Origin of the sequence: Polaromonas sp. (assembly GCF_030682935.1) — a bacterium.
Taxonomy (GTDB): Bacteria; Pseudomonadota; Gammaproteobacteria; order Burkholderiales; family Burkholderiaceae_C; genus Polaromonas.
Map to the genome: position 1 here is coordinate 23,225 of NZ_JAUXNA010000103.1, position 14,436 is coordinate 37,660.

14 protein-coding genes and 1 pseudogene are annotated in these 14,436 nt (G+C 64.4%); 1 reads left to right on the top strand and 14 read right to left on the bottom strand.

Going from position 1 to position 14,436, the window contains the following annotated elements:
• Window positions 1–2: 2 nt before the first annotated feature.
• The 5 genes and pseudogenes from Q8K05_RS04470 to Q8K05_RS04490 form a co-directional block, all read right to left on the bottom strand.
• Window positions 3–1,325, bottom strand: a complete 1,323-nt coding sequence (locus tag Q8K05_RS04470) for an NnrS family protein (RefSeq protein ID WP_305245322.1) — start codon at window positions 1,323–1,325, stop codon at window positions 3–5.
• Window positions 1,322–4,891, bottom strand: a complete 3,570-nt coding sequence (locus Q8K05_RS04475; RefSeq protein ID WP_305245323.1) for an LAGLIDADG family homing endonuclease — start codon at window positions 4,889–4,891, stop codon at window positions 1,322–1,324. Before Q8K05_RS04475 ends, Q8K05_RS04470 begins: the two co-directional genes overlap by 4 nt.
• Window positions 4,892–4,902: 11 nt before the next feature.
• Complete coding sequence (locus Q8K05_RS04480) at window positions 4,903–6,156, bottom strand: NAD(P)H-dependent flavin oxidoreductase (RefSeq protein WP_370868769.1); 1,254 nt, start codon at window positions 6,154–6,156, stop codon at window positions 4,903–4,905.
• Window positions 6,149–6,328 (bottom strand): annotated as a pseudogene (locus Q8K05_RS04485) (carbonic anhydrase); the annotation flags it as partial. The gene Q8K05_RS04480 and the pseudogene Q8K05_RS04485, both read right to left, overlap by 8 nt.
• The gene (locus Q8K05_RS04490) at window positions 6,303–6,458 is read right to left on the bottom strand and encodes a hypothetical protein (protein ID WP_305245365.1); all 156 of its coding nucleotides are present in this window, start codon (window positions 6,456–6,458) and stop codon (window positions 6,303–6,305) included. The pseudogene Q8K05_RS04485 and the gene Q8K05_RS04490, both read right to left, overlap by 26 nt.
• Before the next feature lie 264 nt (window positions 6,459–6,722).
• On the opposite strand from Q8K05_RS04490, the gene Q8K05_RS04495 reads away from it, so the two are divergent.
• On the top strand, window positions 6,723–6,944 hold the full coding sequence (locus Q8K05_RS04495) for a hypothetical protein (protein ID WP_305245324.1): 222 nt from the start codon (window positions 6,723–6,725) through the stop codon (window positions 6,942–6,944).
• 379 nt (window positions 6,945–7,323) lie between these two features.
• Here the strand turns inward: Q8K05_RS04495 and ccmI are convergent, their stop codons facing one another.
• The 9 genes from ccmI to ccmA are packed head-to-tail and all read right to left on the bottom strand — an operon-like array spanning window position 7,324 to window position 14,270.
• The gene (gene ccmI, locus Q8K05_RS04500) at window positions 7,324–8,661 is read right to left on the bottom strand and encodes a c-type cytochrome biogenesis protein CcmI (RefSeq protein ID WP_305245325.1); all 1,338 of its coding nucleotides are present in this window, start codon (window positions 8,659–8,661) and stop codon (window positions 7,324–7,326) included.
• Entirely contained in the window at window positions 8,658–9,125 is a 468-nt protein-coding gene (locus Q8K05_RS04505) for a cytochrome c-type biogenesis protein (protein ID WP_305245326.1), read from the bottom strand. The genes ccmI and Q8K05_RS04505 overlap by 4 nt, the downstream gene beginning before the upstream one ends.
• Window positions 9,122–9,646: a DsbE family thiol:disulfide interchange protein gene (locus Q8K05_RS04510; RefSeq protein ID WP_305245327.1), complete on the bottom strand. Its 525-nt coding sequence runs from the start codon at window positions 9,644–9,646 to the stop codon at window positions 9,122–9,124. The genes Q8K05_RS04505 and Q8K05_RS04510 overlap by 4 nt, the downstream gene beginning before the upstream one ends.
• Window positions 9,643–11,610: a heme lyase CcmF/NrfE family subunit gene (locus Q8K05_RS04515; protein ID WP_305245328.1), complete on the bottom strand. Its 1,968-nt coding sequence runs from the start codon at window positions 11,608–11,610 to the stop codon at window positions 9,643–9,645. Before Q8K05_RS04515 ends, Q8K05_RS04510 begins: the two co-directional genes overlap by 4 nt.
• 10 nt (window positions 11,611–11,620) lie before the next feature.
• Window positions 11,621–12,058 (bottom strand): cytochrome c maturation protein CcmE, encoded by a 438-nt coding sequence (gene ccmE, locus Q8K05_RS04520; RefSeq protein ID WP_305245329.1) that lies wholly within the window; start codon window positions 12,056–12,058, stop codon window positions 11,621–11,623.
• Window positions 12,055–12,234: a heme exporter protein CcmD gene (gene ccmD / locus Q8K05_RS04525; RefSeq protein ID WP_305245330.1), complete on the bottom strand. Its 180-nt coding sequence runs from the start codon at window positions 12,232–12,234 to the stop codon at window positions 12,055–12,057. The genes ccmE and ccmD overlap by 4 nt, the downstream gene beginning before the upstream one ends.
• Window positions 12,221–12,961 (bottom strand): heme ABC transporter permease CcmC, encoded by a 741-nt coding sequence (gene ccmC, locus Q8K05_RS04530; protein WP_305245331.1) that lies wholly within the window; start codon window positions 12,959–12,961, stop codon window positions 12,221–12,223. The genes ccmD and ccmC overlap by 14 nt, the downstream gene beginning before the upstream one ends.
• Entirely contained in the window at window positions 12,958–13,641 is a 684-nt protein-coding gene (gene ccmB, locus Q8K05_RS04535; protein WP_305245332.1) for a heme exporter protein CcmB, read from the bottom strand. Before ccmB ends, ccmC begins: the two co-directional genes overlap by 4 nt.
• Entirely contained in the window at window positions 13,638–14,270 is a 633-nt protein-coding gene (ccmA, locus tag Q8K05_RS04540) for a cytochrome c biogenesis heme-transporting ATPase CcmA (protein ID WP_370868770.1), read from the bottom strand. Before ccmA ends, ccmB begins: the two co-directional genes overlap by 4 nt.
• Window positions 14,271–14,436: the final 166 nt, after the last annotated feature.

The following is a 14,436-nucleotide window of genomic DNA, read 5'->3' on the forward strand; positions in this document are numbered from 1 at the left end:
CCTTAGCCGGCGCGTCCGTCGGCGCGCAGGCGGCCATACCAGCGGGCCATGCGCACGCCCCACACAGCCATGACGCCGGCCCAGAGCAGCGCGGCCGCCAGCAGCAGCCAGGCGCCCAACGCGCTCGGCGCGGCAGCCACAATGCGCAGCACGGTGGCCGCCTGCAACAGCCAGAACAGCGACCACACGAGCTTGTCGGCCACCAGCGCACGCCCGCTGTGGCCACAGGACACGCGGGTGACCATGGCGAACATCAGCGACGCCAGACACCCCATGGTGAGGGCATGCAGCGAGCCCAAGGGCAGCACGGGAGCCCCTTGCACCCAGCCCAGCAACTGCGAGGTGCCGCCCAGCACCAGCGCCAGACCGAACCAGAGAAAACCGATGTGCAACATGGCCAGCAGGCGGTTCTTGAGGCTTTGCACCAGCCCCCAGACCACGGCGAGCCAGAGCAGCACGCCCCCCGCCGCCAGTTCAAGGATGCCGCGCGCCAGCATCCACACCGAACCCACGGTGCCCTGCAGCGGGCCGCCCAGTTCCACCCACACGGCGGCCACCTCCACGGCCGCTGCGCCCAGCATCAGCCACAACACCCAAAACGGGCGCCACGCGGCAATGAAGGGCATGGCGCTGGAGGTAAAAAACGGGATCATGCGGTGTGCCACCGACACGTACACCACCAGCACAAACCCCCACAGGCCGGTGAGCACGCTGGCGCGGGCCACGGCGGGCGCCTCCAGCGCCACACTGGCCAGCAGGCCGGCCAGGCTCAGGCAACCCACGAGGCAGGCCACACCCACCGTGCGGGCGTGCAACTGGTCTGGCGCCTGGCTAAGACGGATCAGGCGCCAGAATCCCGCAGTCATCCACGCCAGGCCGGTCCAGGCCAGCACGAGCGCAACCTGCGCCAGCAGCGCATGCAGATGGGCCCCAGCCAGCCACAGCAGCCATCCCGTCGCCTGCAGCAGCAGCGGCGCCAGCAGTTGCCGGACCCCCAGCGGCGGCACGCCCAGCCACTTGGGACCGGCCGTGAACAGAAAACCCGAGAAAAACAGCGGGATAAACCCAAACGTCATCACCGCCGCATGCACCAGCGACGGCGACAGCGCGTACGGCAGCGCCAGCACGGCGCTGACCCGGTCTAGCTGCACCAGCGCCCACCAGGCGCCCGATGCCACCAACAGCCCCATGGCCAGAAAAAAACCCAGCCGATGCGGCGCCAGCAGCAGGTAGCGGGCGCGCCAGCGGCGGTCCAGCTTCGCCCGCTCCCCGGCGGAAGGCTTGCCCGGGCTCACCCGCGAAGGAAGGACGGGAAGCACGCTCATCCGCAGGTTCCCAGATGGCCGCACTGGGTGCAGTAGTCGCAGCCGTCCTTGCGGATCACGGCATGGGCGCCGCATTCGCTGCATTTCTTGCCGGCCATCACGGGCGGCACCAGTGCGGCCGTGGCCTGGGGTTCGGCCACCGGGTGCGCGCCCGCCGCAGGCTGACTGGCCCGCCGCGTGATGATGTTTTGCACCGCGTAGGCAATCGCCGCCACCTCCGAGTCATGCCACAGCGGCACGCGCGTGCCGTCGGCCTTTTCATAGGTGCCCAGACGCACGGGGCCACGGTCCCAGGCCACCTTGCGCATGTCGCTGAGCGCACGCTCCAGGAAGCCGCCGCGCGCCGCCAGCGACAGCATGCGCATGCTGGAGGTGATCCACTGCTGCGACTCGCCGCTTTGGCCCACGGGCATGAAAAACTCGATGGCGCGCTCCAGCGTACCCACGCCGCTGGCCGCGGGCACCGGCAAGAACGACACCACGATGTACAGCGTCTTGTGGCCCTCCTGGGTCCAGTAATCGACCTTGTCCGCCACCGCCGACAGCGCGCCCTTGGGGCGGCTTTCAATCACCGTGCGCATCGGGTCCAGCGGTGCGGGGGCTGCGGCAGGCACGGCCTCGGGGCTGGCAGGCACGTCCAGCACCGAGCCCAAAATGGCGTTGGGCCGGTAGGTGGCCAAGCCCTTCAGTTGGGCGCGCCAGGCCTGCTGGTACAGGCCCTTGAAGTCGTCATACGGGTAGTCGGCCGGCACGTTCACGGTCTTGGAAATCGCCGTGTCGACGAAGGGCTGCACCGCCTCCATCATGGCGATGTGGCTGGCCGCCGACATCTCCAGCGCCGACACAAAGTAGTCGGGCAGTTTGTCCACATCGCCGCCCAGTTCGCGGTACAGGCGCCAGGCGTGGTCTTCCACCGCGTAGTCGGTGGTACTGCCGTCGGATTCGCGTTTTTTGCGCCGGTACATCCACGAAAACGCCGGCTCAATGCCGTTGGAGGCGTTGTCGGCAAAGGCCAGGCTCACGGTGCCCGTGGGCGCAATCGACAGCAAATGGCTGTTGCGAATGCCGTGCGCGCGTATCGCCTGCTGCAACTCGGCCGGCAAGCGGCTGGCAAAGGTGCCTGGGGCCAGGTAGCCCTCGGCTTCAAACTTGGGAAAAGCCCCCTTTTCCCGGGCCAGCGCGACCGAAGCGGCATAGGCCGCATCGCGCATGCGCACGGCGATGCGCGCAGCCATGTCGCGGCCTTCGGGCGCGTCATAGCGCAGGCAGAGCATCGTCAGCGCATTGCCCATGCCGGTGAACCCAACGCCGATGCGGCGCTTGGCGGCGGATTCCGCGCGCTGCTGCGGCAGCGGCCAGAAGGTCACCTCCAGCACGTTGTCGAGCGCGCGCACCTGGGTCGCCACCGACTTTTCAAATGCATCGAAGTCAAAGTGCGCGTCGCCGTCAAAGCCGAACGGATGCCGCACAAAGTGCGTGAGGATGATGGGCCCGAGGTCGCAGCAGCCATAGGGGGGCAGCGGCTGTTCGCCGCAGTTGTGGGCCACCAGGCCATTGGCGTCAAAGGCGTGGACATCGGCCACGGTGACGTCAAACACGTCTTCACTGCCGTCCTCGGTCAGCGATTCCACGGTAGCGATGAAGCGCTCCTGGTTCAGGCTGCGGCGGTAGCTGCCCAGCGCCTGCTCCAGTCGCTTTGATTTTTCAGTGTCGGCAAAGCCGATACGGTCGGCATAGACGCGCAGGTTGTCGCCGCTGATGACCAGTTCATGCTGCGCTTGCGTGTCATAGAGCTTGAGGCCACCGCGCCCGTCGGGCAGGTTTCGCGCTTGCGCCAATCGGCGGTTCTGGTAGAGCGTTGAAGCGATGCCCAGGCGCAGCAGCATGCGCTGCGCCGTCTGCAGCAGGGACAGCTCGCTTTGCGACAGCCGCACGCTGACGCCTTTGTCCTGTGCGCCCTGAACCGAACCGTCGGCATCAAACAACCCGCGCAGCAGCCCCACCGCGAACGCGGAAGACGTCTTTTCCATCGCTGGCGTGATGGTTTTGTGGCCCGGCCGCATGCCGAACCCGTGGGCCAGGTGGCGCACCGCCGCGGATGCCATGCGGACCTCCCCCCGACCCGCGACGGGCCGCTGAAAGCCCCGGAAATCCGCCCGGTGCGTGAGCGTGCAGGCGGCAGCCTCTGCCGCCGCCACGATACCGGCCGCCCCGGTGCAGGCATGGACCGGCGCGCCATTGGCAACTTGTTTCAGCTCGCTCGCCCAGACTGAAATCACCGCCTTGTCGCTCTTGAGCGTGCCATCGCCGACCAGCAGCCCAAGCAGGTAGCCTTGTGCCTGGGTGCCGACGCCGTCCCAGCCGCCCAGCGCGCGGTGGTCATGCAGCAGCAGTTCGTCGCCCGGCTGCAGTTGCCCGGCTTCCACCCATTCGGCTTGCAGCGTGTAGCGGGTCTTGTGCGCCACACGGCGCACCCGGTGCTCTGCCGTCAGGCGCAAGGACGGTCCTTCGCGCATTTTCAGGGCCAGCACGGGTTTGTGGCCGGTGCTGAAAAATCCCTGACTCTCCACGCTGTAGGCCTTGCCATCCACCACGGCGCTGAAGGGCCGCCCCACCAGATCCGCCACCTGGGCCGGGCCCTCGGTGGTCATGACCCAGGTATCGGCGGTGACGCAAGGGTTGGTCGCCTCAATCGACTCGCAGTAACGCAGGTTGTTGTCCTGGTTCATGTGGTCCAGAAACAAAATGCCGGGCTCGGCGAAATCGTAGGTCGAGCGCATCACGGTGTCCCACAATTCGCGCGCGGCCACGGTCTGGTACACCCACAGGCCGTCCGCACGCTGGAACGCGCCCTGCGCGAGCAGCGCTGCGCCGGGTTTGGCCTTATGCACCAGTTCCCAGGGCTGGTCGTCGGCGAGCGCCTGCATGAAGGCGTCCAGCATGCCCACCGACACGTTGAAATTGTTCCAGCGACCCGGGGTGCGCTTGGCGGTGATGAACTCCTGCACATCGGGGTGGTCGATGCGCAGCACGCCCATTTGCGCGCCGCGCCGCGCACCCGCGCTCTCCACCGTGGCGCACGACTGGTCAAACACGTTGATGTAGCTGCACGGGCCGGACGCCATGGACGCCGTGGCCTTGACCTCGGCGCCGCGTGGCCGGATGCGTGAAAAGTCGTAGCCGACGCCGCCGCCGCGCCGCATGGTTTCAGCGGCTTCGCGCAGGGCCTCGTAAATGCCGGGGTAGCCCTCGTCGTCCACGCCCTGGATACAGTCGCCCACCGGCTGCACAAAGCAGTTGATCAGCGTGGCCTGTATGGACGTGCCCGCCGCGCTCATGATGCGGCCCGCGCCAATCGCGCCGGCGTGCAGGTTTTCCAGGAACAGCGCTTCGTGCTTCGCCCGTTCGGCTTCGGGCTCGACCGAGGCCAGGGCCCGCGCCACGCGCCGGTAAATGTCCTCGATCCCGCTTTCGCCGGGTTTGAGGTATTTTTCCTTCAGCACGTCGTGGCTGATGGGCTGGGTGGCTGTCACGTCCTGTGGCCTGCCAAAATGTTCGCGCTTCATGTCCATTTTCCTCAGGAAGGCACCGCCGGACGAATACCGCCCAGCAGCCATTGCATCAGTTCTTGCACCGAACGGATCTGGTCGCCAAACGGCAGGCGGCCTGCGCCCCGAAAGTAAAGGCCTTTGCTGGTTTCGCCCGAAAAGGCATGCCCCAGCTGCTGGTCGATGCAAAACTGGCCCATTGTGGCATCGCCATCGCGCAGGCCGCAGCGCGCCAGGCAGTCGAAGGACATGTTGCACTTGGCCTTGACGTGCGCCACCGCCTTGAGTTTGGGTTCCAGGCGGAGGTATTTTTCAAGCCAGGGGGTGCGCACCGCGCGCGCGGGCAGGCCTGCCACGCTCACGAACTCCACCAGATCTTCGGGTTTCGCTTCGGCCAGCACCCGCTTGAAGGCGGGGTCGGCATCGCACTCCTGGGTGACAGCAAAGGCCGTGCCCAGCTGCACCGCCGAGGCGCCCAGGGCCTGCAGGCGCAGGATGTCGTCCCGGCAGTTGATGCCGCCCGCGGCAATCAGCGGAATCTCGCGCTCTATGCCCGCCGTCTTGAAGAATTCCAGCACCTGCGGGATCACGACCTCGAAGTCAAAACGCGGGTCCTGCAGATCGGCCACCTTGGCGGCGCCCAGGTGGCCACCGGCCAGCCGCGGGTGCTCGATCACGATGGCGTCGGGCAAGCGGCCTTTTCTCTCCCACTTTTTAACCAGCAGCTGCACGCCGCGTGCGTCGGACAAAATGGGAATCAGCGCCGTGCGGGGGTAGTCGCGCGCCAGATCAGGCAGATCGAGCGGCAAACCGGCACCCACCACCAGCGCATCGGCACCGCTGGCCAGCGCCTGGCGCACATAAGCTTCGTAGGCGCTGAGCGCCTTCATCACGTTCACGGCAATCAGGCCGCGTCCCTGGGAGATTTCGCGGGCCCGGCGGATTTCGCGGTCCAGCGCTTCGAGGTTGGCCGCGTCGATCAGCTGGCGCGCGTCAGGCTCTTTGTCCAGGTGGCCGGTGATGGCCATCAGGTCCGGATACAGCCGCCGCAAATCGATGCAGGAAATGGTGCCCACGCCGCCCAGCCGTGCCACGGCACCGGCCAGCCCGCCGGCAGACACGCCCACGCCCATGCCGCCCTGCACCACCGGCAGCAACTCTTTGCCGGCCAGGCGCAAGGGCCTGAGGCCGGCGTCACGCGCCATCTCCTGCAGGGCGGCGGCGGTTGCCGCCTCGTCAACATGGGCCGTTACGGCCGGGTCAGTCGGAAATAATTTATCCATCGTGCTCCACATAAGGTTGGTAGGGTCCAGTGCCACTGTTGGAGGCTAACAAAGCTGGCACAAAATTGCCTTGCCGTACATCAAAGATATGGATTTCACCCGCCTCAATGACATAATGTCAGCCGTGCAAAGTGAGCGGTCCTTCCTCACTCTTGCGCCTGACCATCGGATAGCCCGTCGGTGTTTGATCCGCAGAACCTTCGCGCGCCGCAGGTCCGTCGGAACTTGTCGCTTCGGTTGACATCGGCATCGACCATGTACACGACCAGCCCCTGGTTGTCAGCGTATTTCGTTTCAACCATGTCGAGGATGCTCCGAGCCACGGATTCGTTGCACAGCATCTTGATGCGCACGTTGGAGGACAGCAGCCAGCGCGCATCGCGGCGGTATGGCCCTTGGCACCTGCCGCCAGCAACTCCGGCAGGACGATGTTCAGGGCTGAGACATGCGAAGGTCATTGGCCTGAACAAGCTTGATACGGGCAACAAACGCCAGAAAGTACTCTCCACGGACCCTTGGTAGTCTACCATTTCACCCGTTTTTGAAAAAACCCCGACTATGCGTACTTGTACAGTTTTGATGATTTGTTGCAGGAGGCACGACAACAAGCCGAACCGCAACGTCTGCTATTTGTATTGCCAGTGCTGAGTTGGCATGCTGACAAGTTACCCGCGGAGCTGAACTCGTTTTTCGCGCCCGAAGGAGAATCGCAGGCATTTGGCAATGACTGGGCCATCGTCTTCCCCGTTGCACTGCCTGATAGTGGCGGCAAGGCCGCCCACCAGTGATACCGCCGAGAAATCCATGCAACAGTTGGTGGACGCCATCAAGGCGGGCTGTCTCAGTTCATTCATCCCCTTCAACCGGCAGGACAAGGCGGTTCTCCTGGTATGAGTGAATCAGGCAGGAGCATCAACCGGAACCCTTGATCATTCAGGTTTGTTGCTGGCTACCGCAGGCGTCGTTGGAGCAGCAGCTTCCAGTTGACACCACGGCCGATGCGGCGGCTTTGCCAATCTCGACACGCCACAGCGCCGACCCGGACTCCGGATGATTTCAGGTGAACGGACCGTTGGCCGGCGACTGAAACTGGAAGTAGCGTGGGCGCGGCGATTGCCCCACTTCCGGCGCGTTGAAGCGGCTGAAAATCAGGGGGGCGTTCACGCATCAAGGCGTTGACTTCAATGGCAGGACCGGCCGGCCCTTGGCACGCGCGTCGGCAATTTCAGCCGCCACCAGCGTGGCATCACGCGAGCCGGGCTCCAGCGCCGTGAGCGCTTTTTCCCAATGGGTCACGGCTTGGACATAGTCGGCGCGCCGGTAGGCGGCAGAACCGGCCATCATCAGGGCCATGGGATGTTTGGGGTTCAAGGTCAGGGCCTTGTTCACCAGTTCCAGCGGGCGACCTTCGAGCTTGTCGCCCGCACGCATGGCCAGCAGGTCGGCGTACTGGGTCAGCAAGTCAGGGTCACCCTCCAGCAGTTTGCCAGCCTTGACATAGGCTTGTTCCGCCTCGGCCAAGCGGCCCTGTACCTTGTAGGCCCGCGCCAGCCGGGCCCAGCCCGCCAAGTCACCCGGATTCGCCTTGAGACGCGCCGCCAGGCCCTCGACCATCTGGCTGATTTTTTCCGGGGTCATGGCGCCCGCTGCGGCTGCGTTGACTGGCGGCAGCTTGCCCGCCCTCGCCCGGGCATCCGCAATGTCAGCCTGAACCTGCTGGGCATCCGGTGAACCGGGCTCCAGCACCGCGAGCAGTTTCTCCCACTGCGCCACCGCGCCCGCAAAGTCTTCCCGGCGATAGGCCGCTACGCCGGACATCATCAGCCCCATCGGGTGCTGCGGGTCCAGCGCCAGCGCCTTGTTGATCAGCACCATCGGCTTGCCTTCCATGTTGTTGTCGGCACGCGCCGCCAGCAAGTCGGCGTATTCCATGAGCAAGTCCGGGTCGGTGTTGACCAGGTCACCCGCTTTCAAAAAGGCCTGCTCGGCTTCGTCGAAGCGCTCCATCACTTTGTAGGAGCGCGCCAGCATGGCCCAGCCCCTGGGGTTGTCGGGGTTGGCCTGCAAACGCGCGGCCAGGGTGTCGACCATCTGCGTGATCTGCTCGTTGCTGGATTTTTGCGCGGCGACCGGGTCCATGGCCGCAGGGTTGCCCAGCCATCCGTACATGCCGGCGGATGCCAGCGGAAACAGCACAGCCATCACACCGGCCGTGCGCCGACCGTTCCAGAAGGTCGCGCGGCTGGCCTGCGGGGCCAGCTTGGGCGCTTCGGTGTCGTCCAGCAGGCGCAACTGCAATTCATCCCGTGTGGCTTCATGGTCCGCAGGACTGATGACGCCGCGTGCCAGGTCACGCTCAAGGGCCTGCAGCTGGTCGCGGTAGATGGCGGCATTCAGGCGCTGGCTGGACACACCAGCCTGTGGCGCGGGCCGCAGCAGCGGGCGCACTACCCAGGCCAGCACCAGCAGCGTCAACAACGCTGCGATTGCAATAAAAACGATCATGAGGGGAGTTCCGGATCTTTGAGCAGCGACTGCGCTCTTGCGCGCTGGGCCGCATCGAGCGCTCTCGGCGCGCCGCCACGCTGGCTGCCGCGCACCATGCGCACCAGCACCACGATGGCACCGATCAGCAACAGAAAGGGGCCAAACCAGAGCAGCCAGGTCGTGGGGTTGACGGGCGGGCGGTAGCGCACGAAGTCGCCATAGCGGCTGACCATGAAGTCCATGATTTCCTGATCCGTCTTGCCGGCTTTGATGAGCGTGCGAATTTCACGCCGCAAATCCAGCGCCAGATCGGCGCGCGAGCCGGCCAGCGACTCATTCTGGCAGACTAGGCAGCGCAGCTCTTCTGAAATGGTGATCAGCCGTTGCTCGACCACCGGGTCTTCGGCCAGCGGCGGGGCTTCGCCCGCATGGGCCGTGCCAGCCATTTGCAGCACCAGAAAAAGGGCCAGCCAGTACTTCATTTTTGCAACTCCCGTATCAGGGGCAGGATTTTTTCTTTCAGGGCTTCCTCGGTCACCTGGCCGATCTGCTTATAGCGAATCACGCCGGCCTTGTCGATCACAAAGGTCTCCGGCACGCCATAGACACCGTAGTCGATGCCGATGCGTCCGTCCCCGTCGGTCACCGAGACGTCGTAAGGGTCGCCAAAGCGGGCCAGCCATTTCAAGCCTTCGGCATCCTTGTCCTTGTAGTTGAGCCCGATCATGGGCAGGGCCCTGGTTTTGGCAAGCTCCATCAGCAGCGGATGCTCCAGCCGGCAGGCCGCGCACCAGGACGCCCAGACATTGAGCAGCCAGACCTTGCCCAGCATGTCTTTGGCTGAGAAATGCTGGTCGGGCGCATGCAGGCGCGGCGCGGTAAACGCCGGCGCGGCCTTGCCAACCAGGGGTGACGGCACCGCTCGTGGATCGCGTGTCAGGCCGATGGCCAGAAACACCACCAGCACGATAAAAATGCCCAGCGGAATCAGCGCCCTCTTCATGCTGCAACCACTTTGACATGGTCCGCACCCACACTGGCGGGCCGCCTCTTGCGATAGCGCCGGTCCAGTGCGGCCATGGCACCACCCAGGGCCATCAACAGGCTGCCGCCCCAGATCCAGGCGACAAAGGGTTTGTGGTACACCCGCATCGCCCAGGCCGGGTTGGGGCCGTCTTCGAGCCGCTCTCCCAAAGCGACGTAAATGTCGCGCATCCAGTTGGTGTCAATTGCAGCTTCCGTCATGGGCATGGCGGATGAAAAGTAGGTTCTCTTCTCGGGGCGCAGAATCTTCAGTACCCGGCCATCGCGGCTGACCTCCACGGCGCCGACGTCAGCCACGTAATTCGGACCCGGCACCTCACGAATATCGGTCAGGCGAAAGATGTAGCCACCCACTGACACGGTGTCACCCAACGCCATGCGCACGTCTTTTTCGGTCTCGTAACCCTTGACCATGGTGATGCCCACCACACAGACGGCAATGCCGATGTGGGCCACGTGCATGCCCCAGAACGACACCGGCGTGGATTTCCAGTTGACCGTGTCCTTGAACTGCCGGTAGATCTGCAGCGCCGATGACAGCGCGATCCACAGCGCCAGGCTCAGCCCCAGTGCCGCCAGCGCCGACCAGGGGCCGGCCAGTAGCGGCAAGCTGCACCCCAGCAGCACCGACACAATAGCCACGACACGCAGCTTTTTCACCAGTTCGGCCATGCTGTCGTTCTTCCAGCGGGCGAAGGAGCCGATCACCATGAACAGCAGCACCGGCACCATGAGGGGAACAAACACGGCATTGAAGTAGGGCGGCCCCACCGACAGCTTGCCCAGGTTGAGCGCATCCACGATCAGCGGATACAGGGTGCCCAGCAGTACCGTGGCAGCGGCGGTGGCGAGCAGCACGTTGTTGACCAGTAGAAAAGTCTCGCGCGACACCAGCGCAAACGCACCGCCTGAGCGCACCTTGCTGGCGCGCAGGGCAAACAGCGTCAGCGAGCCGCCCACCACGACGACCAGGAACAGCAGGATGAACACGCCGCGCTTGGGGTCTACCGCAAAAGCATGCACCGAGGTCAACACCCCGGAGCGCACCAGGAAGGTCCCCAGCAGGCTCAGAGAAAACGCGGTGATCGCCAGCACGATGGTCCAGTTTCTGAACAGCCCGCGCTTTTCCGTGACGGCGAGTGAGTGGATCAGCGCGGTGCCCACCAGCCACGGCAGGAAGGAAGCATTTTCCACCGGGTCCCAGAACCACCAGCCACCCCAGCCCAGCTCGTAGTAGGCCCACCACGATCCCAAAGCGATGCCCAGCGTCAGAAAAATCCACGCGGCAGTGGCCCAGGGCCGCGACCAGCGCGCCCAAGCCGCGTCGAGCCGGCCATTGAGCAAGGCTGCGATGGCGAAAGCGAAAGGGACAGCCAAACCGACATAGCCCATGTACAGCAGGGGCGGGTGAAACACCAGGCCCGGGTCCTGCAGCAGCGGGTTCAGGTCCTGGCCATCGGCGGGAATGTCGCTCAGGCGCAGAAACGGGTTGGACGTGAGCAACATGAAAAGCAGGAAACCCACCGCGACCAGGCCCAGAACGCCCAGTACACGGGACACCATGGCGTCGGGCAACTGACGGGAAAAAATGGATACCGCCAGCATCCAGGAAGTCAGCATGAAATGCCACAGCAGCAAGGAGCCCTCGTGCCCGCCCCAGACCCCGGCAATGCGGTACAGCCCCGGCAGTTTGGAGTTGGAGTGATTCGCCACATACGACACCGAGAAGTCATTCGTATAAAAGGCATAGGTGAGGCAGGCAAACGAGAGCGCCGTCAGCAACCACAGCGCCTGCGCGCCGGGCCGTGCCAGCGCCATCCAGTCGCCGCGCCCCTGCTGCCCCCCCATAACGCCCAACACCCCCAAGGCCAGCGCCACAAACAGCGAGAGGATGAGCGAGAAATGACCAATTTCGGGAATCATGCGGCGTATCTCACTTTAGCGTTTTGATGGTTTTCTGGGCTTGATCTACCGCATGCTGGGCCTCGGGCGGCATGTAGTTCTCATCGTGCTTGGCCAGCACCTCGGAGGCGGTGAATTTGCCGTCGGCGCCCAGCTTGCCCTGAGTTACCACACCCTTGCCCTCGCGAAACAGATCCGGCAGGATGCCGGTATAGGACACACTCACTTCCTTGGCGGTATCGGTTACCACGAAGGCCACTGTCAGGTTGTCACGCTTGACCGAACCTTCCTTGACCATGCCGCCAATGCGAAAGGGCCGATCCTTGGGCGCTTCACCCGAAGCCACCTGGCTGGGGGTGAAGAAAAAGACCAGATTGCTTTCAAAAGCGTTGAGTACGAAGTAAGCAGCCAGGCCCAAAGCAGCCAAGCCGCCCGCGATGATGGCGGCGCGTTGATGACGGGGTTTCATGATGAGTTACTTTCTGACCGGAGTTCGCTGCGAAGGTTCCGCAGGATTTGATTGCGTTGCTGGCGAACCAGCAGTATTTCGGCCACCAGTACTGCTGCCGTCAGCCCGAAGCTGCCCCAGACATAGAAGGCGTAGCCGCCCATCGACAAAAATTCTGAAACGCTATTCCACTGCATGTTGGACCCACTCCGTATGACGCTCGCGTTCGAGAATGATGTTGCGCACCCGCACCAGCGCCATCGCAATGGCGTACATCCAGAAGGCTGCAACCATGATCAACATGCCCCACAACATGGGGGCGGCCATGGCCGGGGCGCGGGTCAGGGACACCGAGGCCCCCTGGTGCAGGGTGTTCCACCAATTGACCGAGAAGTAGATGATGGGCACGTTCACCACGCCCACCAGTGCGAGCACGGCACAGGCCTTGTCGGCGCGGCGCGGGTCGTCGATGGACGATTGCAGGGCCAGGAAGCCGAGGTACAGAAACAGCAGGATCAAGGTGGACGTCAGCCGCGCATCCCACACCCACCAGGCGCCCCACATCGGCTTGCCCCACAGCGCCCCGGTCATCAGCGACAAGAAGGCGAACAGGGCGCCGGTGGGCGCCAGGGCCGAGGCCATCATGCCCGACAGCCGTGTGTTGAAAGCCAGACCAAACCCGGCCCAGCCGGCCATGACCAGATAAATGAACATGGCCATCTGCGACGCCGGCACGTGCACAAAGATGATGCGGTAGCCCTCGCCCTGCTGGGCGTCGGTGGGGGCCACAAAGAACGATATCCATAAACCCACCGCAGTCAGCACCGCCGCCAGGGCGGCAAACCAGGGCCACATGCGTCCAGCCAGGAAATAGAATTTCTGCGGGGAGGCGAACTTGAACCAGTGAATCACGCGTCTGTTCATTCCAGGGAAATCCTCAAGGCGGCCGTTGTGGCCAAAGGTGCGAAAAAAGCCGAGAGCACCAACAATGCCGCCAGCAGCGACAGGTGGCCGCTGGCGCCCAGGCCAGCCGCATCGGCTTGCACCGCACCAGTGCCAAATATCAGCACTGGAATATACAGTGGCAAGATTAACAGCGAGAGCAAAACCCCGGCCCCGCGTACGCCCAGGGTCAGGGCCGCCCCGATGCTGCCAATCAAGCTCAGGGTGGGTGTGCCCAGCAACAAGGACAGCATCAAAATGCCTAGCGCCCGGGCATCGAGTCCGAACTGCAAACCCAGAACGGGAGCCATCAGCACCAGCGGCAGGCCCGAGAGAAGAAAGTGCGCCAAGGCCTTGGCCGCCACCAGCAAGCCCAGCGGCGTGGTGGACAGCGCCATCTGCTCCAGCGAGCCATCGGCGTAATCCGTGGCAAACATGCGTTGCAGGGAGAGCATGGCCGCGAGCAGGGCACTGACCCACAGAACCCCCGGCGCCATGCGCAGCAACAGCGCGGACTCCGGCCCAACCCCCAGCGGAAACAGGCTGGCGATGACGACAAAAAACACCAGCGGCGTCAACACCTCGCCCTTTTGCCGCAGCGCCAGGGAGACCTCCCGCCGCAGCACCGCCAGCATGACGCTCGCAAGTCCCAGCTTCTTCATGCGCGCAACTCCAGCAGTTGAGCGGGCACGGAACCGATGTCCACATGCTGATGACTGGTCAGTACCGCCAGCCCCCCCTTGGCCAGGTGCGCCGCTATCAAGTCGGCCAGCAGGCGCACCCCGGCTTCATCCATGGCCACAAAGGGCTCGTCCAGCACCCACAGCCGGGCCTGGCTCAAAGCGAGTCGGGACAGGGCGACGCGACGTTTTTGCCCCTGCGACAGATGCCGTACCAACTGTTGGCCACGGCCTGCCAAGCCGAAGTGTGCCAGCACCTCCTGCGTTTGCGTGGCATCGGGCGCTGTGCCCGTCAGCGCGGCGGCGAACACAAGGTTTTCGTTGACGGTCATGGATTCCTGGAGGGCATTGAGGTGGCCCAGGTAGCACAGGTCCTGACGATAGGCGTGGTGCTGATCATGAATCGGCGTGCCGCTCCAGCAGATGTCGCCGGATTCGATCGGGGCCAGCCCGCACACCATGCGCAGCAGACTGGTCTTGCCCGCGCCGTTGGCACCAGTCACATACAGCCAGCACCCGGATTCCAGAACGCAGTCAATGCCCTGAAAGAGCTGCCTGCCGCCCCGGCTGCAGCCAAGCTTGGAAAAGGACAATGTCGGCGCGGTTTTCAATTCGTGGTTTCACAAACGCAGGGACGCCCATCTTACGGCATGAACCCCTCCCGGTTCGCGGATCGGCTCTGACGAATTCGCCTGTTTCCCCTCGCGCGGCCTCTCTTTCTTTGCCCAGCGGGATCAACCCGTGGTGCCCGGATAAAAGCCTCTGTGCGCCAGTGTC